Source organism: Streptomyces yatensis, assembly GCF_018069625.1.
Classification (GTDB): domain Bacteria; phylum Actinomycetota; class Actinomycetes; order Streptomycetales; family Streptomycetaceae; genus Streptomyces; species Streptomyces yatensis.
The window spans coordinates 5459860-5480284 of the sequence record NZ_CP072941.1; the positions used below are offsets into that span (position 1 = coordinate 5459860).

Sequence of the window (20425 nt, forward strand, 5' to 3'; positions counted from 1 at the left end):
GGGGTGTAGCGCGCTACACCCTGGAATCGGGGGCGCGGCCCATCGAGACGGCGGCGCGGAAACGGGATCGTAGAGCTCGGACAAGGAACGGCCGCGACACCGGCCGACCCACCGACCCACCGGCCCAGCAAGGGCCCCGCGAAAGGAACCCCGCAATGAAGTCCCTGCTCTGGCTGGTCCTCGCCCTCGCCGCCCTCGTCAACGTCGCCTCCAGCTTCGCCTTCACCGGCATCGAGCAGATCGTCATCAGCTCCGTCACCGGCCTCACCGCCATCGGCACCGCCACCGGCCTCTACCTGACCCGCGACCGCCGCGCCGCCTGAGCCCTTGCGACGGCCGCTACGGCATCTCGGACAGGCCCCGCCACCACGGGCTGTCCGGAGCGTCCACGGGAAGGATCCTGGCCCTCGCCGCGATCGTGGCGTCGAGGGCCAGGACGAGCACACGCAGCTCCCGCGCGCTCTTCTTGGGCAGGGCGTGGAGCACCGTCTCGAGGAAGTCGCGAAAGTACGCCGGATCGCAGCCACACTCGTGGATGCCGCATCGAGGCGCCGAGAACGCGTCCACCAGACATCTCAGAGGGCCGTGGGCCAGGGTCCTCCAGTGCCAGAAGGCCGTCTCGATCGCCCCGGGCCAGAAGCGGGTGCGTTCGAGCCGACGCAGAGCGGCAGCGCAGGAACCCGACAGACGGTCGATCGGCGGATACCGCCGACGACCCAGGACACGGACCGGGATGTCGCCCCGCAGGGCTGAGGGGCGCCTACGCGGCATGGCCCTTTCGGTTGCTGGTCATGGCGGTCAACGTACCGCCCACCAAGGGCGGCGGGCCAAGCGGTTTTTGGGCAGCGCAGCACGCTCCTGGGACGGAAGCGACTCCGACCGGGCGAGACCGCGTGACGACCGCAGAGGCCGCCCGCCGCATCGGCGAGCCCAGACCCGCGGACTCCGACTGGGACGAGAATCGGGCCGCGCCCTCCTGCTCGGCGTGACCGCGATCGCCGCCTTCATGCCATGCCGCGCGGCCCCGGGGCGCGTCGGCGCGTCAGGCGGCCGCCCGCTCCTCAGCGCCGCCGCCTACCTTCCGGACCGCGCCGGACAGCAAGTCCTCCACCAGCACCCGACCGGCGACCTCGGCCCCTGGACGGGCCTCGGGGTGACGGCACTATGGGCGACGGCCGTGCTCCTGGCCGGCTGGCGAGCCGTACACCGACGCGACGCCTGACGCTCCCGGCCGCGCGCCGCGCGCCGGCCGTGGGTGCCGGTCAGTCGACGGCGATGACGAGCTTGCCGCCCTTGGGCGTGCGGTGGCGTTCGAGCTCCATGAGCGCCGCGATCGATTCGCCGAGCGGTACGGTGCGAGCGATCGGCAGCCGTAGCATTCCCTGCCCGGCGGCTCGCGCGACCTCTTCGAGGTCCTTAGTGATGGGCTGGGCGATCATGACCTGGAAGGGCCCGGGCAGTGCGCTCCTCGCGAATTTCGCGGGAGTGGGGGTGATGTCGAGGATGCGGCCGCCGGGCTTCAGCAACGTCCGTGCCGCTTTGATCGGGAGGGTACCGGCGGTGTCGAGGACGAGGTCGAACCGTCCGCCGAGCGCCGCGGGGTCGAAGTCGAACTCCACGACCGGGGTGACACCGAGGTCGTGCGCGTCCTGCGCGGCACTCGCGCGGCAGCTGCCCGCCACCGAGGCGTCGCGCATCGTGGCGAACTGAACGGCGGCGCGGCCGACTCCGCCGAGGCAGCCGTGGATGAACACCGTCTGCCCGGGCCGCAGCTTCCCTTTGCCGGTGATGGCCTGGAAGGCGGTGAGCCCGACCGTGGGGATCGCGGCGGCCTGTTCGAAGGAGAGTTCCGTCGGCTTCTTCACGACCGCCTTCTCCTCGGCAAGGACCATCTCGGAAAACGCGCCCGCCGCCTTGATGCCGGCTCCGCCGAGCACCGCGTCGCCGACGGCGAGCCGGGTCACGCCGTCGCCGACCGCCTCGACGACGCCGGCGAAGTCATGACCCAGCCCGCGCGGGAAGCCACGGCCGGTCATGATCTTCATCTCGCCGTTGCGGATCTTCCAGTCCATCGGGTTGGCCGCCGCCGCCCGCACCCGGACCAGGATCTCGCCGGCACCGGGCCGTGCGGGCTCGAAGTCCTCGAGCCGCAACACCTCGGGCCCGCCGTACTGGTGGTACTGGATGCGCTTCATCGTCGCCATGCGAGCTCTCCAGAGAGTGATGTCATCAGGTGACATCACCGTACCACTCTGATGTCACCTGATGACATCAAGGGAGATGAGATCGCACCGGCACGGAGCGTCACCATGTCGCGATCGCCTAAACTCGCGGCATGGGACGGTGGGAGCCTGGAGCCAGTAGCCGACTGCGGGAGGCCGCGCTGGCGCTGTATCTGGAACGTGGCTTCGAACAGACCATGGTGGCCGATATAGCCGAACGGGCGGGCGTCACCGCCCGCACCTTCTTCCGGTATTTCGCCGACAAGCGCGAGGTCTTCTTCGACGCGTCGGCCGAACTGGAGGAGAAGGCGCTCGCCGCCCTGGAGGCGGCGCCGGCCACAGCACCGGCGCTGGACGCCGTCGCGGCCGCGCTCGACGCCGCGGCCCAGGTCATCGGCGACGACCGCGACCTCGCACGGGTGCGCCAAGAGGTGATCATGGCCAACGCCAGTCTCCGTGAACGTGAGCTGATCAAGCTCACGACCATGTCGCTCGCCGTGGCCGACGGGCTGCGCCGGCGGGGTGTCGGCGACGCCGAGGCCACGCTGGCCGCCGAGACCGGTGTCGCCGTGTTCCGTGTCGCCTTCGAGCGATGGGTCCATGCCGCCGAGGACCGCGCCCTGGGCGACGTCATCCGCGAGACGCTGACCCAGCTGCGGACCTTGACCGCCGCAAGCTGATCCACTCATCGGCGTCGGCGAGCCTGGATGGGCCACGTGCCATGGCCCGAAAGGCCGCGATGGGAGGTGACGGAAGGACCACCGCCGGCACGGCGCCCCGGCCCCGATCGAGCACGGCTGCGGCGACAAATGCGGGCGCAAACCCGGCTACAGCCTGCGGAAGGTCAGCATCCGGCACGAGACAAAGGACACCAAGACCCGTGCACGAAAACGCCCGCATGACGAAGGACACGAGATGACCGTGAGGGGTTGCCCAAGACGCTTTCCAACGGTGTCGATGGCTTTGGGCAGCATGCGGGGGCGTTCACCTGCGTTTATGGGCGACCGGACCTTCTTGTGGACCGCCACTCGGTCCTGTCTGAACGCTCGTGAACGGCGCTGAATGAGACGAAGGCCGAGACGGACTGAGCGCCTGGTCAACTCGGGTGACGGCAGGTTCCGTTGGCGCTACCGTGCGGCGATGATCAGCAATGAGGGGGCACGTCTGGGCGCGGAAGCCGCGCGCTGCTTGGCACAGACCGGACTCTACGAGTTCGAGTCGGGGCTGTCGGAGGGTGAGTTCGCGCGCATCGAGCGCGAGTACGGCTTTCAGTTCGCAGATGACCACCGCGCGTTCCTCGCGGTTGGCCTTCCGGTGAACGTTCCTCCTGAGGAGGGGCAGACCTGGTCCAAGCCTTGGCCCGACTGGCGCGGTGGAGATCCGGACGAGTTGCGTGATCAACTCGGCTGGCCGGTGGAAGGCGTTCTCCTGAGCGTTGAGCACAACGGCTTCTGGCACGAGGGCTGGGGTGAACGTCCGGCCGACGGGGCGGCGGCACTGACTACGGCACGGCATCATCTCGCGAAAGCGCCGACGCTGGTGCCCGTGTACGCCCATCGGTACCTCCCGGCGGGTCGGGGGAGCTACGGCCATCCTGTTCTCTCGATGTGGCAGACCGATGCCATCTACTACGGCCTGGACCTGGCCGACTACATGCACCAGGAGTTTGACGAGGCACGTGGCGGCGTTGACGAGAACTGGAACCCGAAGGCGACAATCCCCTTCTGGCGGGACCTCCTCTGACTCCTGGGCTCATGGACAGTGCCCTTGGGGTGCTCAGGTGATCCACGAGTCTCCATCCCGCTGACCTATGGCGGAGCGGCGATTCAGGTTCGGGCGACGTCTGCCTTGCTCTCCGCTATTCCCCGTGGTTCTCCGCACGATCCGGCACGACGTCTGTCCACGCGCCGATCGCACGCGCGAGGCTGGGTTCATCGATGCCCGAGCGGTTGAGGCCCAGACCGGCTACCCGATCCGCTCCGCCTGGCGCTCGCCCGGCGACCTACGCCCCCTCCCGCCTCCGGACGCCATCGCCGTCGCCCCGACGGCCTTCAACACGATCAACAAGTGGGCCGCCGGGATCTCGGACACACTGGCGGTGGGCATCGTGTGCGAGGCGTACGGCCTGGGCATCCCCACCGCTGCCCTGCCCTATCTGAACGCCGCCCAGGCCGCCCATCCCGCATACCGGCAGAGCCTGGAGCGACTACGGGACATGGGTGTGCTGATCGCCGACTACGAGCCGCACCAGCCGAAGGCCGGTGGCGGACGCGACACATTCCGGTGGGAGCAAGCACTGGAACTGCTGAGCCCCATGGTGCGGTGATCGTGAAGAGGCAGATCACCAGACCTGGCGCTACGTCGCCACGCTTGCTGATCAAGGGCTGGGAATCTTGGCCAGACGGCGCCAGGGCTTCGCTGACCCCGAGCTGAGACGGGCAACGCCGAAGGGCCCCACCGCGAGCGGTGGGGCCCTTCGACATCGTGCCCGGTGAGGCACTGGCGGAGGATACGAGATTCGAACTCGTGAGGGGTTGCCCCCAACACGCTTTCCAACTGTCCGCATGGCTGTACGGGGGCGTCTGTGGGCGTTCACGCAGCAGCTCAGACGGGGTACGCGTACGTTGGTGAACGGTGGTGTACGTCAGCGCACTGGACAAAGACCAGGACAACAGATCTTCGGCTCGGCCGTTCGCCTGTGAGGCGTGTTGAGCGACCTGACCCCTCGGGGTGTTGCCAACCCCTCAGCGACAGAGCGCGCATCGGGGTGCTCGCGTGGGCTGAGACGGAGCGAACCCGTCTCAGCCCACATGATCACCGCTTACGGGCTCGCTTGGCTTCCTCGGCCTTCCGCTTGGCCACCCCCTCTTTCGTCCAGGCGGGAGGGTGGTCCGCGCACCACGTGCGTCCTATCTGCGCTGGTTGCTTGCAACGACCACGGCGGTACTTCAGCGGAGCCCCGCACTTTGGTTGGTCCCACTTCTTCTTCTGCTGAGCCACTGTGCCTCCGGCGGGTCGAGAGCGTTGTCCTGCCAGCCTCGCGACCTCGGAGTTCTGCGGTAGAGCGCATGAATGCGGATAGGTGTGCGCCCGGCGCGTGTGGAACAGCTAGGGGCGCAAGCGGCAACGGCTTTCAAGACCGGTCGCTCCACAGACCCCGTACTCGCTCCGACCTGCGCATCGTCTCTCTGCCCTGCCGCTGGTGGAACGAACCTGGCCACAGGTTGGCCGCGTCCCTCTGGGACTGCTTCACAGGCTCAAGGCCGAGGGGTGATCACATGGCCATCCGCTATGGATCGTCTGGCATGATCACTCCAGGACGGGAGGGGGTCGGCACGACGTGAAGTGGACAGTCACAGCGTTGACGCTGCTGGGAGGGGGCCTGCCTGCAATGGGGCTCTATTTTGCGTGGCGCGACTTCGGCACCAGGCGTAAGGAACTCCAGGCCAAGCTTGAGCGTGTCGACCAAATTATGTCTGATCCTGCGATTCCAGATGCAGACAAGAGCAGTCGACTTGAGCAGGAGGCGCCGCCCGAGGGCAGTTGGACCGATGTGCTGTACGGCCGCGAGTACCTGCAGCTACAGCTCCTTAAGCAGACAGTGCCAGACATCAGCAGGCCAGCAGTTCTGGCCGGACTTGGACTCCTCTGCTCTACAACTGCTGGACTGCTATCCATTTGGGCTGACATGTGATCTGTAAGTCCACCAAATCGGCCGAATGCGTTCATAGACGACCAAACCAGGATAAAACAGTAGCCCGAAGGCGTGATCAGTCGTTGTTGTTGCGACAGTGGGCAACCATGCGGCACCTACTTGACGGTAACTGAAAGCCGAACTAAGGTTCGATGCGCCCGGTTCCAAAATTTGGCCCTCTTGTGAGGTAAGATTTTTGGAACGTTTGATCGGGAGGACTACATGGAAGCCGTGTGCCACGTTGGTGACGACGCAGTCCAGCGACTGCACACCCTCGGGCTCGAGCCTGACGACATCTACGTGCCGCTGGGCAGGGCCTCTGCTGAAGCAAGGCTGTCGACGGAGCTGGACTCGCCCGGCATGGCCGGCTACACGTTCTGGTCCCGCTGCAACCGCTTCTTCCGAGAGCAGATGCAGGATGACGGCTGGACGTACAGCAACTCACAGCAGATCCTGCGGTGCATCCATCCCTCCGGTCGCTTCGCCATCACGGCTGTGAGTGCTTCGGGGAATGTCGGCGAAGAAGGGGCCTCCTGGTCTGGGGATATTCGGACTAAGAACCCGAAAGGTCCAGCCGTTGCCAGACTGGTCCAGTGGAACGGAGAACAGTTGGCGCTGTTCCACGTGCCGGGACAGCGTGTGGAGACCCCCGACATCAACGAGATCCCGACTTGGTTCCTGTTGTACAAGTCGAGCAAAGAAGGACTTGCGTTCGAGCTTTCCATGCCCGTGGATATGCACGGCAAGTATGTGGATACCTGGCGCGAACGGATCGTTCTCGATGAGAACCCCTTCCGTGGGCCGGAGTTCGACATCAAGAGGCTTGATGAAGCCGTGGAAGACGTCACCGTCGACGTCCCGGTGGAGTTCAAGGGAGCAATCTAACTCGTCCAAACATTGGAGATGGTAGTCATGTTGACTTCTTCGCGGCTAATTCTTGCGCGAAAGCGAAGGCGCATGACGCTATCCAGATTGTCTCAAGAGTCCGGCGTTTCGGTACGCAGCCTCACAGCCTTTGAAAATGGCCACAAGGCACCTTCTCCCGAAACGCTGGACCTTTTGGCGTCAGCATTGGATCTTCCTGTTTCATTCTTCTCCGCTTCCGAAGTCGAAGAAATCGAAATTGACGCTCTCTCGTTCCGTGCCCTTTCCAAGATGAGCGCCCTCGACAGGGATTCAGCTCGCGCCGCTGGCAGGTTGGCCATCGAGATCAACCAGTGGATGGAAGAGCGCTTCACCTTGCCGAAGCCAAACGTTCCTACTCTCCCGCACCTAAGTCCCGAAGAAGCTGCTGAGCGGGTGCGTGCCCTATGGGGCCTAGGTGAGGCACCCATCCCAAATATGGTTCACCTACTAGAGTCTCACGGAGTTAGGGTATTCTCCCTAGCAGCCGACTGCGCCTCGGTAGACGCTTTCTCGCTGCGATGGAAAGAGAAGACCCCCTTCATCTACCTGAATCTTGAGAAAAGTGGGGAGCGCGGCCGTTTTGACGCTGCTCACGAGCTTGGCCACCTGGTGTTGCATGCGCAACACAGAATCCCTCACGGCCCAGAAGCTGAAAATGAAGCACAACAGTTTGCGTCAGCGTTTCTAATGCCACGGTCAGGGATCCTGGCTCAGATGTTGCATAATGCAGACGCCAAGCGAATCCTGAGCGCTAAGAAAAAGTGGAAAGTTGCTGCGGTCGCACTGGCATATCGACTCAAAGATCTTGGCCTTGTGACCGATTGGAGATACCGCACGACAGTGAAACATTTGTCGCAAATGGGGTATCGGCGCGGGGAGCCAGACGGAATAATTCGCGAAAGCTCACAGCTCCTCGGAAAGGTATTCTCGGCCCTCCGGGCAAGCGACTTCCCTACATCAAAAATGGCAGACGACCTAAACATCACTGTCGATGAGCTAAACAGGCATGTCTTTGGCTTGGTTCCGCTAGTAATTGACGGCGAACAAGAGTCCAGTTATTCGAAAGTTCGCCCGAATCTCCGTTTGGTCAGCGGCTGAGATATCGAAACCAACGCAGGTGATTGCCGACCATTTTCTGTTGCATCAGCCCCTCCTAGGCGTGCCCAGTTCTCAACAACGGCGTCTTCACTCGCAGGCATGCGAGGCTAGGTCGTGAGCATTCGAACAGGACCGAAGGAGGCCAACATGCCCGGGGCTAGCCCGCGAGGTACGTATCTGGTGATCGCGGATGCTCTGCGCAAGGAGATCAGGGAGGGACGAATCACTTCGACGGTGCCCTCTGAAGCGCAGCTCATGGGGGAGCACGGCGTATCGCGGACGACGGTCCGACGGGCCTTGGCGCTGCTCCAGGATGAGGGCCTTATCCACTCGGTGCCCGGGGCTGGCCGTGCGGTGAACGGAGCGGCCGATCAGCGCCCGCTGATCGAGCGCATGACAGAGCTGATCACGGCAACGCCACTCGCCGTCGGGGATCCCTACCCCTCCGAAGCTCGGCTCTGCGAAGACTTCGGGGCATCGAGGACAGCGGTACGCCGGGCTCTGGCGCAGATGGAGGGGCAAGGGCTGCTCGTGACGGCCCAGGGCAAGGGCCGCACGGTTCGTGCTCTCCCGGCTGCCACCGAGACTTCGTAGGCTGGCCAGCATGGCATTGACCGAGCGGGCATACGCGCTCTCCGAATCGCTGCTGGCCGAACCGCTCCCGCGCCGCTGGGCGCATTCTCTGGGCGTCGCGAAGCGCGCTACTTCCCTACGTCCGATCCTCGGCCGCGATGCCGACCTCCTGGAGGCCGCCGCGGTTCTCCACGACATCGGGTACTCGCCCTCGATCGCTACCACCGGCTTCCATCCTCTCGACGGTGCACGGTTTCTGCGGGACCAGGAGGGCGCCGACGAGCGTGTCGTCCGGCTTGTGGCGCACCACTCCTGCGCGCTCCTGGAGGCCGAGGAGCGGGGGCTGCGCGAGGAGCTGGAGAGGGAGTTCCCGATGGAGCGGCCCGAGCTGGTGGATGCGCTCATCTTCTGCGACATGACAACGACCCCGGACGGTGGCCACACGACGCCGACCGCGCGGCTCGATGAGATCGTGCAGCGCTACGGGCCGGACACGATCGTCGCCCGATTCATTCAGCGCGCCGCCCCCGAGATCCATGCTGCTGCTGCGCGGGTCGAGAGCCGAATGGCTGAGGCAGAAGCCGGTCAGCCGAGGTAGGGCTCGCTCCGGGAAGCATCCAAGCCGTGCGTGATGCGCAGCCGCATCGACGGGTGAATGTCGAGGTCATCGAGGTCCGTTGGGGAGACCCAGCGGACCTCTTTTGATTCGCTGCTCGTCCGGAGCTGCCCGCCGGTGGGGTGAGCTCGGAAGCAGATCGAGAACTGCTGCCGGACCTCTCCGTCGTCGTACGCCATCACGTGGTTGGGGTCGGTGTAGAGCCCGACGATGTTGTCCACCTCGACGGTGATGCCTGTCTCCTCTGCCACCTCTCGGATGACGGTTTCGGAGACAGATTCGCCGATGTCGTGGCCCCCTCCGGGGAGGGCCCACAGGTCGTTATCCGTCTTGTGAATGAGCAGGAGGCGCCCTGCCTCGTCCTGAACCACAGCGGTGACGGATGGCACGACGGAGTTCGCTTTGGGCCCGTCGGGGTCGTGGTAATAGTCGATGCGGCTCATGCGTGAATGCCTGCACAATCGGTAGGGGACGAAATCGGACGTGCGCCCTCCCAGACGCGTTCGACGCTTTCAGCGTAGGTGTCGAAGAGCTCGCCCCCTGGGACCCGCTGGAGGTGGAGAACCGGCGCCAGGTACGCACCGACGCCATAGACGTGGCCATTGGCCAGCAGCTCGTTGTCCGTCCGGTAGATCGAGTTATAGAGCGTGGTGCTGTGCAGCCGGAACTCCACGCCAGGGAGGCCGAAGAGGGGGCTGTAGTTCAGCAGGGCGTTGCGAATCTTGCTGGCCATGGACGGGCCGATGCCCTCGTCATCGCCTCGCGTCGCGACGGCCGCGCTGTCCGGGTCGCCGAGCATGAAGCGGACCGGTACACCGGCGCTGGCTTTCTCCTTCACGACGCGCAGGAATGCCGAGTCTTCCGTGAGCCAGAAGCCGGAGTACACCAGCACGTCGAAGTGCCGGAGGGCCTGGGAGAAGAGAGTGGGCCAAAGGCTGTGCGGCACGGCGGATCGGTGCGGGTAGAGCTTGACCAACTCGGCATTGCCCGCAGCCGCGACTTCCGCCATGGTGCGCTCATCGGGCCAGAGGTAGGACACCTCGTATCTCAGCAGAGACGCCACTGCGTATTGAAAGCGGCGGTAGGGCTTGCGGGTTGGCTCGCTGACCCAGCGCTCCACCGTCTTGGCCGCGACGCCCAGGCGCTCCGCGACTTCTTCGTAGGTGAATCCGCGCTCCAAGATCGCGCCTCGGAGCCGCTCGTTGGCCATCTCGTCGTCCTCCCGCAGGGCAGGGACGTCTTGGGACGACTTCGACCCTAGCGAGTCGTCCTGGAGCCGTCCATCAGCGCAGTCGTACGTCTGACGCTGCGCCAGCAATCTGGAGTCACACCAAAGAGCACTGCCGCTCGGCAGTCGCTTGACGGGTGGAGCGATACATGTGTTACATGTATCGCAACAGCGTCCGGAGCACCCCGTGACACGGGTTCGAAGGCAGCGCTCGTGCTTTGAGAACTCCACAGAGTGCCGACCCAGCCACATGCACACGTGTGGTGATGGGTGCAGGTCACCACCCCGACCGCCCATGTCGGGCCGGGTGACCTGCCCGGCTCCGCTCTTCGAAGCGGTGGCCGGCATCGAGTGATCTGAGACCGCAGAACTTTTACCCGGGGCGTACGAATCCCGGGTTGAGCACCAGTGCTCACAGTCCCCGACAACAGCGCTCCAGCGCCGGTTGCCGGGTGGCTGTGGCCACTCGTGAGAGAGGTCAAAACAGATGCGGTCCCCGGTGGCACCCGGGGACCGCGTACAGGCACCTGGTTGGAGGAACCTGTGATCACCAGCATGACACGCGGCATCCTCGCCGCGAACCCCGGTGACAGTGACCCGGACATGGACGAGGCCCTGCGACGCGTCCGGTCGGGGGGCTCCCGATGAAGCTCCCTGTCCGGATACCCGGCGCCGTCGTCCAGCTCACCGAGGCCGAGCGGGAGGAACTGGCCCGCAGGAACGCCGAGCAGAACAAGCGCAGCGAGGACAACGCCCGCGCCAAGCGCGGCTGAAGGGGGCAGCGCCATGAAGCGTAAGAACGCCTCCCAGACACCGCCCCCGCCGCTGCCGCGCCGCGACCCCGGCGCGACCAACCCGCCGACCCCGAAGCCACAGGGCTTCCAGGTCTTCAAGGGCGGCAAGAAGTAACGCCCACGCACCCCGCCAGCAGGGCGGCAGCACCCCGCAACTCGGGAACGGCCGCCCTACTGCGGTGCTCCGGGGCGGCGGCCTCCGGCCAACGACAGCCCGCCGCCCCGGCTTCCCTCTGCCCATCCGAGACTTCGGAGCTTCCCCATGAAGAGCTTCATCGGCCACCACGAGGTGGCCACCGACACCGATTACCTTGAACTCGCCCTCGGCACCCCGCTCGAGCTGTGGCTCGGCGAGAAGGGAGAGAGCGCCGAGGAGCGCGCGGCCCGTCTCGACGCGGCCCGCGACATCCTCGCCGACGACCCCGAGCTGATCGACAGCGTCAGCCGGATCGCCGCCGAGGCCATCGAAGCCCACGCCCCGGTGCTGTTCCACAGCACCGGCCGCCTCCCGCGCCCGGCCCGCAGCACGGGCCGTACCGCGACCGCGTCGAAGGCGGTGGCAGCGTGAGCGCGACCACCACCGGAGTCGATCAGTCGCTACTGGAGATGATCGCCGCCGACGAACAGACCCTGCTCCGTACCGGCCAGGCGGCCCGGGAACTCCTGGCCCGCCACGCCGACCTTCCGCTGAAGGGGGCGCGCCTGCGGTTCGACAGCGAGATCCGCCTGAACCCGCACACCGCCGACGGCGTGCGCGCCTGGGCCGAGCGGCTGGGCGCCGAGACCACCACGAACACCAGCGACCCCGGATACGGGCCCGTGTTCCGCCACACCGCCGCCGAAGTCACCATCGACGGGACCTTGGTGCGGGTGTGGCATTGCCACATCCTGGATGACGCCGAGACCGCCGCCTGGCGCGAGAACAGGGGCCGGTCATGAGCCACACCCTCACCGCCCTGTCCGCCGCCGCCCCGCTGGCCGCCGGATGGACCGTCCACGGACTCTGGCAGCACCATCTGATCGACCGCGCCGAACGCGACGACCTCACCGGCCTGCCCCGCCGGACAGCGTTCGAGAAAAGCGCCGCCCGGATACTCCGCAAGGCGCGGCGGGATGTCGTGGCGACCCTGGTGATTGACCTGGATGGCTTCAAGCAGGTCAACGACGTCCATGGGCATGCGGCCGGGGACACCGCGATCCGCGAGACCGGCCGGCGCCTGGCCCAGTGGGCCGAGCCCCTGGGCACCGTGGCACGGCTGGGCGGGGACGAGTTCGCCGCTGTCATCCGCTGCTCCGACCCCGACGCCTTGCGCGGGGAGCTGGTTCACCTGCACCAGTGGCTGTGCTCCCCGGTCACCTACGACGGACTGCTGCTGCCCCTGGGTGCCTCCATCGGCGCCTACCTCCACACCCACCGCCCCGCTGTCGATCTGTCGGCGGCGCTGCGGGTGGCGGATGAGGCCATGTACGGGGTCAAGCAGACCGGCGGCGGCTGGTCCATCACCCACACCCTCAACCCCTCGTACCGGACCGTCAACGGCCGTCGCGACGGCCGCCGTGGCACCGACCTCGATGCCGAAGGAGGTGCGCAGTGACCCCGGAGACGATGACAGCCCCGGGGGCCGATGCCGTGCTGGCGGCCGCGCACGCGGAGGTGAAGACGGAGATCGGCCGCACGGACAGCAAGGCGTCGCTGCTGCTGGCTTTCAACGGCGCCCTGCTGGCCGGGGTGTGGACCGTCGCCACCAGCCTGCCCCTCCCCCCGGCGGCACTGGCCATCGGCGCCGTGGGCGTCGTGCTGCTGGTGGCCTCGGTCGCCGTACTGCTGGCCGCGGTCCGCCCCAACCTCGGTGGCGCCCGGCCGAAGGGTTTCCCGCTGTGGGCGACGCTGCCCGCCGAGCAGCTGCGCGCGGCACTGCTCGCCGATGACCTGGGCGAGCATGTGGGCCGTCTGTCCCGGCTGGCGGTGGGCAAGTTTGCCCGGCTTCAGCGCGCGGTGGACCTCACCCGCGCCGCCGGTGCCGCGTTCACCGCCGCCGCGCTGGTCGCGGCCGCGCTGGCCCTGGTGGGAGGTGTCCGATGACCTCCTGGATGTTTGAGCTGTTCCCGGCCGCTCCGGGCTGGCTGTCGTGGGCCGCTCCGCTGGCTGCCGCCGTCCTGGTGCTCGCGCTCGCGGCGTGGGCGGTGGGGCGGTTGCGGCAGTCGGCGTGGCTGTCTGGCATCGGCCCTCAGGCCGTCGTGGCCCTCGGCGGCGTCGCGGTCTCCGTCCACGGTCTGTGGGGGTTCGCCACCGGCACTGCTGGACTGCCGGCATTGCTGGCGGTGGCGTTCATCGCGGTGTTCGATGCGGCGGAGATGACGCTGCTGGTGATGATGTACCGGGCGGCTGATCCGGAGGTGGGGTGGACGCCGGAGTTGCGGCTGATGCACCGCACCGCGTGGCTGCTGGTGTCCTTCTCGGCCGCGATGAACGCCGTCCACGCCCCGAACTGGTGGGCCCGCCCGGTCCTGGCCGCCATCCCCGGCCTGGCCGCCTGGCTGATCGAGCTGCAACTGCGCAGCAAGCTGCACCAGGAGCGCCCCGACCAGGACGAGACGGGTGGGCGGCCGGGCCCGGTCCGGCTGGTGGTGCTGCTGTGGCAGCACGCATGGGCCGGACTGTTCGCGCTGCTGGGCCTGGACGCCCGCACTTCCTCCTCCAGTGTCGCTCGCGCCGCGTTGGCGCAGCGGGCCGCGCACCGCGTCTACCGGCTCCGTCTGGCTCTGGAAACCGGGCCAGTCAAGGGGAGCTCCCGGTGGGCGCGGCGCCGGTTGCGGGGGTTGCGGCGCCGGGCGCAGAAGGCGCTGGATCGTGCCGATGTCGCCACCGACACCGGCCAGTCGCTGGCCTTGGTGCGCCGTCTGGCCGCGCTCACCCGCGCGGATGAGGTGGCTCGCCTGGACTATGCGGACGCCCCGGCGGTGCTGGCGCTGATCGAGGATCTGGCGGTCACCCCGGCTGCGGAGCGGTTGGAGTCCTCGCGCGCGGATGCCGCGCGGCAGGAAGCCGAAGCCGCGCGGGAGCGCGCGGAAGAGGCCCTGCGTACCGCGCAGCGAGACCTTGAATCGGTCCGTGAGGAGCACGCCGCGCTGCTTGAGCAGCGGCAGGGTGTGGATGGTGAGGTGGAGGCTGCGCGGCAGCGCGCGGAGGACGCGCGGCAGGCCGAGCAGGCCGCGCGGAAGCGCGCGGATGACCTGATCACTACCGCGCAGCAGGAAGCCGACCGCATCCGCACCACCGTCGAGGATGAGCAGCAGCACCTGAAGCGGCTCACCGCCGAGACCGACGCGTTCCAGCGGGCCTATAGCCAGGCGCAGACCGCGTTGCGGCAGGTCAGAGACCAAATCGAGGAAGCCGCCACACTGCGGGACCGGCTGCTGGGGGACGTGGCCGAGCACTCCAGCGGCGATCCGGACCCGGTGTTCAAGTCCGAGGCCAAGCAAGCCGGATGGCAGCTCTACCAAACCAAGGTCACCTCCGGGAACGGGGCCGAGCCGAGCGCCGGGGAGCTGGCCGAGCGGTGCTCGGTGGATCCGGGGAACGCGCGGAACTGGCTGCGTGACTTTCGTGCCGCGCGCGCCGCGCAGCTCACCGCGCGCCAGCCGCGCGCTCTGACCGGTGTCAACGGCACCGATCGCTCATGACGGCCCTGCCGGTCTACCGGTGGCATCTGGCGCCGGACGGGCTGGCCACGCGCCGCCAGCTGCGCGCGATGAACCTGCGCCCCGGCGGCCAGGACGTCGTCGCGGAGCTCCAGCGGCCCCGCCGCACGCGCGGGCCGCTGGTCGCATACCTGTACCGCATCGACCGGGCCAAGCCCGTCCGGCCCATGACCCCGGCGAAGTGGGCAGCGCTGGCCAAGGCGAACACCGCCCGCCGCACCTGCCCCGCCTGCCGACGCGACGCCGGATACGTCATCCCGCCCTCACTCGGAACGTGCGTGAACTGCGCGCATTCGCTCGGCCTAGCTGCCTGACCCACAGCCACCCGATTCCCAGTTCCCCACCAGCCCTGATGACAGGAAGGACCCACGGTGATTGCTCGGCTGTTCTCCGGCCGTACCTCCGTCCGTGAGCTGAAGCGTCTGCAACCGGATGAGCTGGCCGCCCAGGCGTACGACCACATCCAGAACGCGCAGATCGCCCACCAGAGCCACGACCCCGCCACGCTGACCACCGAAACGCAGCTGGCCACCGCGCTCCTGGCCCTGGCGGCCTACCTCAACAAGTCCAAGTGACGCACCAGGCGGCCCCGGCCCGCTGTCCAGGCCCGGCCGGGGCCGCCCTCCTTGCTCCTGGAAAGGAGTGTGACCAGTGTCCGACACCATCCTGACCGCCGACGAGACCGCGACCGATGACGAACAGATCCCCGACGCACCATCCGCACCCGACCACGCCCCGGCGGCCGAGCCGGAGGTTCCGGGTGGTGGGCTGGCACATACGCCGGGCGGCCTTCCTGCTGTTCCGCTGACGGTCATCGGCGCCAACAGCACCGTTGCCGCCGTATCCGCCTCCGTCCTGACCGCCGGAGCCCCCATCACGGGTCTGGCGGCCGCCGGCATCGCCGCGACCGCAGCCGGTGCCGCAGCACTGCGCCGCCGGGCCACGGCCAAGCAGCACGCCAACCGTGCTGGCAGGCACCCCGGAGGTGGGAAGACCGGCCCCCGCGCCGGTCGTACCGGCTTCGGATCGAACGGCCGCCGTGCCCGGCACGGCTCCAGCACGGGTCACGGCGGTACTGGCCGAGCCGGAGGCACGCCCCGGGGCCGAGGCTCCCATGCGGCCCCGGGCAGTGCGAACCCCAGTGGGGCCAGGTCGCTGCGCGCGGCAGGTCAGGCGGCCAAGCTCCGGGCGGCCGAGGCTGGCCGCAGCCCCAGGGGCGTCAAGGGCGCGTTCGGCGCGGTCAAGGCGGCCCGTGCGGACCGTCAGGCGGCCGCCCCCACGCGTGCTGAGCGGCGCCGTCAGGACACCGCCGACCGGCGGAACCTCAGCGACGCTCGCCGCGCAGCCAAGGCCGCCCGGAAGGCCGAGAAGCGGGCAACCAGGAGCAAAGGCTCCAGCGGCCGGGGGTCGGGAGGCAAGGGGTTGGGCTTGTCCAAATCCCCGAGGTCCAAGGCGGCCGGTGGCCGCGCCCCGCGTGCCAGGGGCGGGGGCATCAGGGGCCTGGTGGGTTCGGCTCGGGAGCGGATGCGGCAGGCCATGCGCCGGATGCGCTCACGCGTCCGCACGGCCAAGGATGAGCGCACCGCGCGGCGGCTGGCGGGGATGCGGGAGCTGCGGAAACGGGCGTGGGCCCGGTGGCGGTTGTGGCGGCGGCTGACCGCCTCCGCGCTGCGCTGCTACGGCCGCAAAGTGCTGGCTGCCGCGATCAGTGTGCCGTTCTTCGCCCTCGGGATGATCACCCACCCGATCGGGGTCCGGCTCGGCTGGCGCTGGCTGATGTGGCCCGGGCAGCGCGTGTACGCCCGGTTGGCCGCCGCAGCGCGGCGGACCCGGGAAGACCGCGACATCACCATCCGCGCCGAGTACAAGGCCACGCTCGACAACGCCGCCGCTGCCGAGGACGAGGAGCCGATCGGCTCCAGGGTCCGGCGCGCTCCCCGCAGCCACCACGCCTACGCAGGCACCAGCACAGGAGGTTCCACCACCATGTCCACCACCGCCGGGCCCGGCTTCCTGTTCAACGAGTCGGCATCCGAGATGGAATCCGCGGCGAAGAACTACGACCCGGACGGCATGATGCACGTCCACGACACCATCAAGGGCTTCCCCGAAGCGCTGGCGAGCGTGGCGAACACCTTCGCCATCCTCGCCCAGAAGTCGGACGAGGAATTCCCGCTGGAGCCGGAAGTCGGCACCTCCCTGGACGCGATCTACCAGGCGCTGCAACTGGCCATCGATGAGGCCGAGGACGCGTTCACAACCTTCCGCGTGGTCCACGAGCAGGACATCCGGCGCCACGAGGAGCCCCGCAACAACGCCGAAGAGGGCTGGGACACCACCAATAACCAGTAGAGCCCTCGCCGCTACTCCGCACGGGCCCGCACACCCCCCGGTGTGCGGGCCCGACCTCTTTCCCCGTCTGGAGCCGGACATGACGACGCAGGAAACGATGAGCCGAGAACCCCGCAGCCCGAAGAAACTCAACCTCAACAGCACCAAGAAGACCAAGACCCCCGGCGCCAGCAGCACGCTGCCGCCGCTGGACTGGGCCCGCAGCCACGGCCCCATCACCGGAGCCCTGTCCGCGACGACCGGCGCGGCGGCGGCCGCGCTGCTGGGCACCGCGACCGGGATGCCCGAGGGCTGGCCGCTGCTGATCGGCGCCGCCGGAGCCGTGGGCCACGGCATCGGCCACAGCGTCCGCCGCAAACTCACCCTCCGCACCGCCGTCGCCCGTGCCGCGTCCTGGCTCGTGGCCGGAGGCTGGACCACCTGGGCCATGGCCCACGGGCCGCTGTCCTGGGCGGCGGCCGGATCACTGGCCGCGCTCGGGGTGGGCATCGGGGCGGCCGCCTCCCACACCGCCGCCTGGGAAGAAGTCGCCGAAGAGGAGCGGTTCACCGCCGAGGCGCGGGCCGCCGCTGCTGAGATGGATGGCCGCCGTCGCGTGATCGCCGCTGAGTGGCAGGACCGCGTCCGCCGGGTCTGCATGGCGGACGTGAAGGTCGTGGCGGTGGAGTTCTGGGAGACCGGCGCCGGATTCTCCGTCGAGGCCGAGCTGCCCGGCGGCGGGGTGACCTGGGACCGCATCAGCTCCCGCTCCCGCGCCCTGGCCGCCGACGCCCGCCTGCCGCTCGGGTGCACCGTCCACGTCGAGGAAGGCGCCGCACAAGGGCTGGTCGTCTTCGACGTGATGACCAAGAACATCATGCGGGAAGAGAAGCTCTACCCCGAGGACTACAGCCCCCTGTCGATCCTCACCGGGATCCCCTGGTGCCTGCGCCCGAACGGGGAGGAAATCCGGGTCTTCCTCCGGGAGGCGTGCGCGCTGCTGCTCGGCCCGCCCGGCTCGGGCAAGTCCACGTTCATGGACGTCATCCTCGCCGGATTCGCCCGCTGCACCGACGTCCTCACCTGGGTCATCGACCTCAAACAGGGCGCCATCGGCATCCCCTGGGTCACGCCCTGGCTGGAAGCACAAGGGCTCATCGAGCCGGACGACCCGGACAACCCCGCCCCGGCCGGCACCCGGCCCGGGGTGGACTGGCTCGCGGCCACGCCGAAGGAAGCGATCCGGATGCTCAAGGGCGCGCTGCGCATCAACAAGGCCCGTCAGCTGCGGTATCAGAAGCTGATGCGGCAGCAGGACACCACCCTGCTGCCCATCTCGCCCGAGTTGCCGCAGATCGAGATCGTCATCGATGAGGGTGCCGAGGCGCTGGCGCACGCCAACAACCGGCGCGAGCCGGAGAAACGGGAGCTGGCCGAACTCATCAAGGAAGTCATGCGCACCACCCGCGCGATGGGCCTCCGCAAGGTGCTCACCGCCGTGGACGGCAACCTCAACACGATCGGCGACACCGTGGTCAAGCGGTTCTCCCCGCTGTCCATCGCGCTGACCTCCGGCGAGAACTCCGGCCACAACGTTGGCAAGCTCTTCCCCAAGGTGCGCATCGACAGCAACCAGCTCAACGAGAAGGGCGCCGGCATCATCGGCGACAGCGGCGCCAACGGCTTCGCCCCCACCGAATTCAAGGGCTGGAAGTCCCTCCCGTCCATGGTGCGCCGCGTGGTCCTCGCCACCAACGACCGCCGCCCCACCCTCGATCAGGTCTCGGTCGAGGCGGCCGGTGAGGACTACCGTGAGCGGTGGAGCCAGGCGCGGGCAGGCTGGCTGGCCACGGCCGCCGAGGCCGTCAGGAACGGCGAGACCGATGACGATCAGGCGCCCGGCGCGGCCGGAACGACGACCGCTGTCCTGGACAAGCCCGAACCGTCCGGGGCCGGTGACGACAGCGGGCGTCGGCACAGGTCGCTGAACCTGTCCTACCAGCGCCAGGGCCAGGGGGAGGACCCGGATGAGCTCGCTGCCCGGTTCCTCGCCGAGATCGATCAGACCTACGGCACCACCGAGGAACCCGACCGCACCCGCCGCACCGACCGGCAGCGGCCCCGCGGCCTCAACCTCTCCTACAGCCGCACCAACCCCCAGGAGAACAGCGACACCACCGAGGATGGCGACGGGTCCGAGCGCGTACCGCCGCTGCTCCAGCGCGCGTACGACGCGGTGAGGGCCGCGGGCGGGCGGATGCACACCGCCGACCTCGCCGAGCAACTCGGCCTCGCCGCCACCGAACTGGGCACCGAGCTCGGCCGCATCCTGCGCGCGGTGGGCGTCGAGCGGCCCGGCAAAGGCACCGTGCGCGTCGGCAAGAGCGAGCCGCGTACCGGCTACCTCGCCGAGACCCTCGCCGAAGCCATCCGCCGCTACCGCGACGCACGGTAACCGGTACCCCTCCCACACGCCGACTCCCACGCCCCCCACAACGGCCCCCACAGGCCCTGTGGGGGTCCCACACCCTGTGGGGGCCTGTGACCTGCATGTGGGGGCTGTGGGAGTCCCACACAGCCACCCACGAATCCGCCCCTCAGACGGATTCAGGCGGCTTCAACCCCCTTCCACAACAACCGTGGGACCCCCACACCCGCACAACCTCACTTGTCACGTTCAGTAAGGAGCTGCCGTGATCGTCTCCATGTCCACCGTCCTCCTCCTCGGAGCTCTCCTGGGCCTCATGCTCCGCAACCGCGCCCTCGGTGCTGGCGGTGCCACCATCGCCGCGCTCTTCGGTTTCTGCCTCGCCTCGACCGGCGCCGCCCCCACGATCAACGACGCCTTGCAGTCCCTCGCGGAGTCCCTGGGCCGCATCGGCTGACACGCCACCGCCACCGCCCGCACTGAACCGCCCAGGAGGCATCCGTGCAGCAGCCCGACCCACACCACACGATCCCGGGCGACCTCGCCCCGCACATACCCGCCGACGTCTACCAGCGCGCACAGGCCACCGGACAGCCGGTCGTCATCGTCGTCAACGGCACCGACCCGAGCGGCTTCCCGTGGCGGCGCGTGCTGATCCCGTTCGCGATCGCCGGGGCGGTCGTCGCCGGGGGCTGGGGGCTGGCCGCCGCCCTGTGCTGGCTGATGGACGTCGCCGCCCACACCGCAACGGCTATTGCCGGGGCCGTCGCCGGACCCCTCGGAGTCGGCGGTATCACCCTCAAGCTCGTCCAGTCCAAGAAGTGAGGAAAGCC

26 protein-coding genes and 1 pseudogene are annotated in these 20425 nt (G+C 68.3%); 23 read left to right on the forward strand and 4 right to left on the reverse strand.

Annotated features, from left to right (window positions below):
• Positions 1-155: 155 nt before the first annotated feature.
• A complete protein-coding gene (locus J8403_RS22865; RefSeq protein WP_165449173.1) occupies positions 156-323 on the forward strand; it encodes a hypothetical protein in 168 nt (55 codons plus the stop codon).
• Positions 324-339: 16 nt separating this feature from the next.
• Here J8403_RS22865 and J8403_RS22870 read toward each other — a convergent pair whose 3' ends face one another.
• Positions 340-771 (reverse strand): hypothetical protein, encoded by a 432-nt coding sequence (locus J8403_RS22870; RefSeq protein WP_211124793.1) that lies wholly within the window; start codon positions 769-771, stop codon positions 340-342.
• A 298-nt stretch (positions 772-1069) separates the two neighbouring features.
• Between J8403_RS22870 and J8403_RS43735 the strand changes: the two are divergent.
• Positions 1070-1222: pseudogene (locus J8403_RS43735) on the forward strand (ABC transporter permease); the annotation flags it as partial.
• Positions 1223-1262: 40 nt separating this feature from the next.
• On the opposite strand, the gene J8403_RS22875 reads toward J8403_RS43735, so the two are convergent.
• On the reverse strand, positions 1263-2204 hold the full coding sequence (locus J8403_RS22875) for an NADP-dependent oxidoreductase (protein WP_211124794.1): 942 nt from the start codon (positions 2202-2204) through the stop codon (positions 1263-1265).
• A gap of 131 nt (positions 2205-2335) precedes the next feature.
• On the opposite strand from J8403_RS22875, the gene J8403_RS22880 reads away from it, so the two are divergent.
• From J8403_RS22880 to J8403_RS22915, 8 genes are all read left to right on the forward strand, one after another.
• Positions 2336-2902, forward strand: coding sequence for a TetR/AcrR family transcriptional regulator (locus J8403_RS22880; RefSeq protein ID WP_211124795.1), 567 nt, complete (start codon positions 2336-2338; stop codon positions 2900-2902).
• 460 nt (positions 2903-3362) lie between these two features.
• Positions 3363-3965: a hypothetical protein gene (locus J8403_RS22885; RefSeq protein ID WP_211124796.1), complete on the forward strand. Its 603-nt coding sequence runs from the start codon at positions 3363-3365 to the stop codon at positions 3963-3965.
• A gap of 124 nt (positions 3966-4089) precedes the next feature.
• A complete protein-coding gene (locus J8403_RS22890; protein WP_246585944.1) occupies positions 4090-4548 on the forward strand; it encodes a flavoprotein in 459 nt (152 codons plus the stop codon).
• A gap of 1035 nt (positions 4549-5583) precedes the next feature.
• The gene (locus J8403_RS22895; protein ID WP_211124797.1) at positions 5584-5916 is read left to right on the forward strand and encodes a hypothetical protein; all 333 of its coding nucleotides are present in this window, start codon (positions 5584-5586) and stop codon (positions 5914-5916) included.
• Positions 5917-6138: 222 nt separating this feature from the next.
• A complete protein-coding gene (locus J8403_RS22900) occupies positions 6139-6801 on the forward strand; it encodes a hypothetical protein (protein ID WP_211124798.1) in 663 nt (220 codons plus the stop codon).
• 27 nt (positions 6802-6828) lie between these two features.
• Complete coding sequence (locus J8403_RS22905; protein WP_281427945.1) at positions 6829-7920, forward strand: helix-turn-helix domain-containing protein; 1092 nt, start codon at positions 6829-6831, stop codon at positions 7918-7920.
• Positions 7921-8067: 147 nt separating this feature from the next.
• A complete protein-coding gene (locus J8403_RS22910; RefSeq protein WP_211124800.1) occupies positions 8068-8514 on the forward strand; it encodes a GntR family transcriptional regulator in 447 nt (148 codons plus the stop codon).
• 10 nt (positions 8515-8524) lie between these two features.
• Positions 8525-9091, forward strand: a complete 567-nt coding sequence (locus J8403_RS22915; RefSeq protein ID WP_211124801.1) for an HD domain-containing protein — start codon at positions 8525-8527, stop codon at positions 9089-9091.
• Here the strand turns inward: J8403_RS22915 and J8403_RS22920 are convergent.
• Both J8403_RS22920 and J8403_RS22925 read right to left on the reverse strand, forming a co-directional pair.
• Positions 9079-9552: an NUDIX hydrolase gene (locus J8403_RS22920; RefSeq protein WP_211124802.1), complete on the reverse strand. Its 474-nt coding sequence runs from the start codon at positions 9550-9552 to the stop codon at positions 9079-9081. The genes J8403_RS22915 and J8403_RS22920 overlap by 13 nt on opposite strands.
• On the reverse strand, positions 9549-10319 hold the full coding sequence (locus J8403_RS22925; protein WP_206332813.1) for a helix-turn-helix domain-containing protein: 771 nt from the start codon (positions 10317-10319) through the stop codon (positions 9549-9551). The genes J8403_RS22920 and J8403_RS22925 overlap by 4 nt, the downstream gene beginning before the upstream one ends.
• 662 nt (positions 10320-10981) lie before the next feature.
• Here J8403_RS22925 and J8403_RS44375 point away from each other — a divergent pair.
• From J8403_RS44375 to J8403_RS22980, 13 genes are all read left to right on the forward strand, one after another.
• Positions 10982-11110, forward strand: coding sequence for a hypothetical protein (locus tag J8403_RS44375; protein WP_269788925.1), 129 nt, complete (start codon positions 10982-10984; stop codon positions 11108-11110).
• A 13-nt stretch (positions 11111-11123) separates the two neighbouring features.
• The gene (locus J8403_RS44380) at positions 11124-11246 is read left to right on the forward strand and encodes a hypothetical protein (protein ID WP_269788926.1); all 123 of its coding nucleotides are present in this window, start codon (positions 11124-11126) and stop codon (positions 11244-11246) included.
• Between the two features lie 147 nt (positions 11247-11393).
• The gene (locus J8403_RS22930) at positions 11394-11699 is read left to right on the forward strand and encodes a hypothetical protein (RefSeq protein ID WP_211124803.1); all 306 of its coding nucleotides are present in this window, start codon (positions 11394-11396) and stop codon (positions 11697-11699) included.
• Positions 11696-12070 carry a hypothetical protein gene (locus J8403_RS22935; protein WP_211124804.1) on the forward strand — a complete coding sequence of 125 codons (375 nt, stop codon included), beginning with the start codon at positions 11696-11698 and terminating at the stop codon, positions 12068-12070. The genes J8403_RS22930 and J8403_RS22935 overlap by 4 nt, the downstream gene beginning before the upstream one ends.
• Positions 12067-12726 (forward strand): GGDEF domain-containing protein, encoded by a 660-nt coding sequence (locus J8403_RS22940; RefSeq protein WP_206332816.1) that lies wholly within the window; start codon positions 12067-12069, stop codon positions 12724-12726. The genes J8403_RS22935 and J8403_RS22940 overlap by 4 nt, the downstream gene beginning before the upstream one ends.
• Positions 12723-13214, forward strand: coding sequence for a Pycsar system effector family protein (locus J8403_RS22945; protein WP_425508825.1), 492 nt, complete (start codon positions 12723-12725; stop codon positions 13212-13214). Before J8403_RS22940 ends, J8403_RS22945 begins: the two co-directional genes overlap by 4 nt.
• The gene (locus tag J8403_RS22950; RefSeq protein WP_206332817.1) at positions 13211-14815 is read left to right on the forward strand and encodes a DUF2637 domain-containing protein; all 1605 of its coding nucleotides are present in this window, start codon (positions 13211-13213) and stop codon (positions 14813-14815) included. The genes J8403_RS22945 and J8403_RS22950 overlap by 4 nt, the downstream gene beginning before the upstream one ends.
• The gene (locus J8403_RS22955; RefSeq protein WP_206332818.1) at positions 14812-15147 is read left to right on the forward strand and encodes an RRQRL motif-containing zinc-binding protein; all 336 of its coding nucleotides are present in this window, start codon (positions 14812-14814) and stop codon (positions 15145-15147) included. The genes J8403_RS22950 and J8403_RS22955 overlap by 4 nt, the downstream gene beginning before the upstream one ends.
• A 57-nt stretch (positions 15148-15204) precedes the next feature.
• A complete protein-coding gene (locus J8403_RS22960; protein ID WP_191064343.1) occupies positions 15205-15408 on the forward strand; it encodes a hypothetical protein in 204 nt (67 codons plus the stop codon).
• Positions 15409-15484: 76 nt separating this feature from the next.
• On the forward strand, positions 15485-17185 hold the full coding sequence (locus J8403_RS22965; protein WP_211124805.1) for a hypothetical protein: 1701 nt from the start codon (positions 15485-15487) through the stop codon (positions 17183-17185).
• Between the two features lie 79 nt (positions 17186-17264).
• Positions 17265-19619, forward strand: coding sequence for a P-loop NTPase family protein (locus J8403_RS22970; protein ID WP_211124806.1), 2355 nt, complete (start codon positions 17265-17267; stop codon positions 19617-19619).
• 238 nt (positions 19620-19857) lie between these two features.
• A complete protein-coding gene (locus tag J8403_RS22975) occupies positions 19858-20049 on the forward strand; it encodes a hypothetical protein (protein ID WP_206332822.1) in 192 nt (63 codons plus the stop codon).
• Positions 20050-20093: 44 nt separating this feature from the next.
• Positions 20094-20417 carry a hypothetical protein gene (locus J8403_RS22980; protein ID WP_211124807.1) on the forward strand — a complete coding sequence of 108 codons (324 nt, stop codon included), beginning with the start codon at positions 20094-20096 and terminating at the stop codon, positions 20415-20417.
• Positions 20418-20425: the final 8 nt, after the last annotated feature.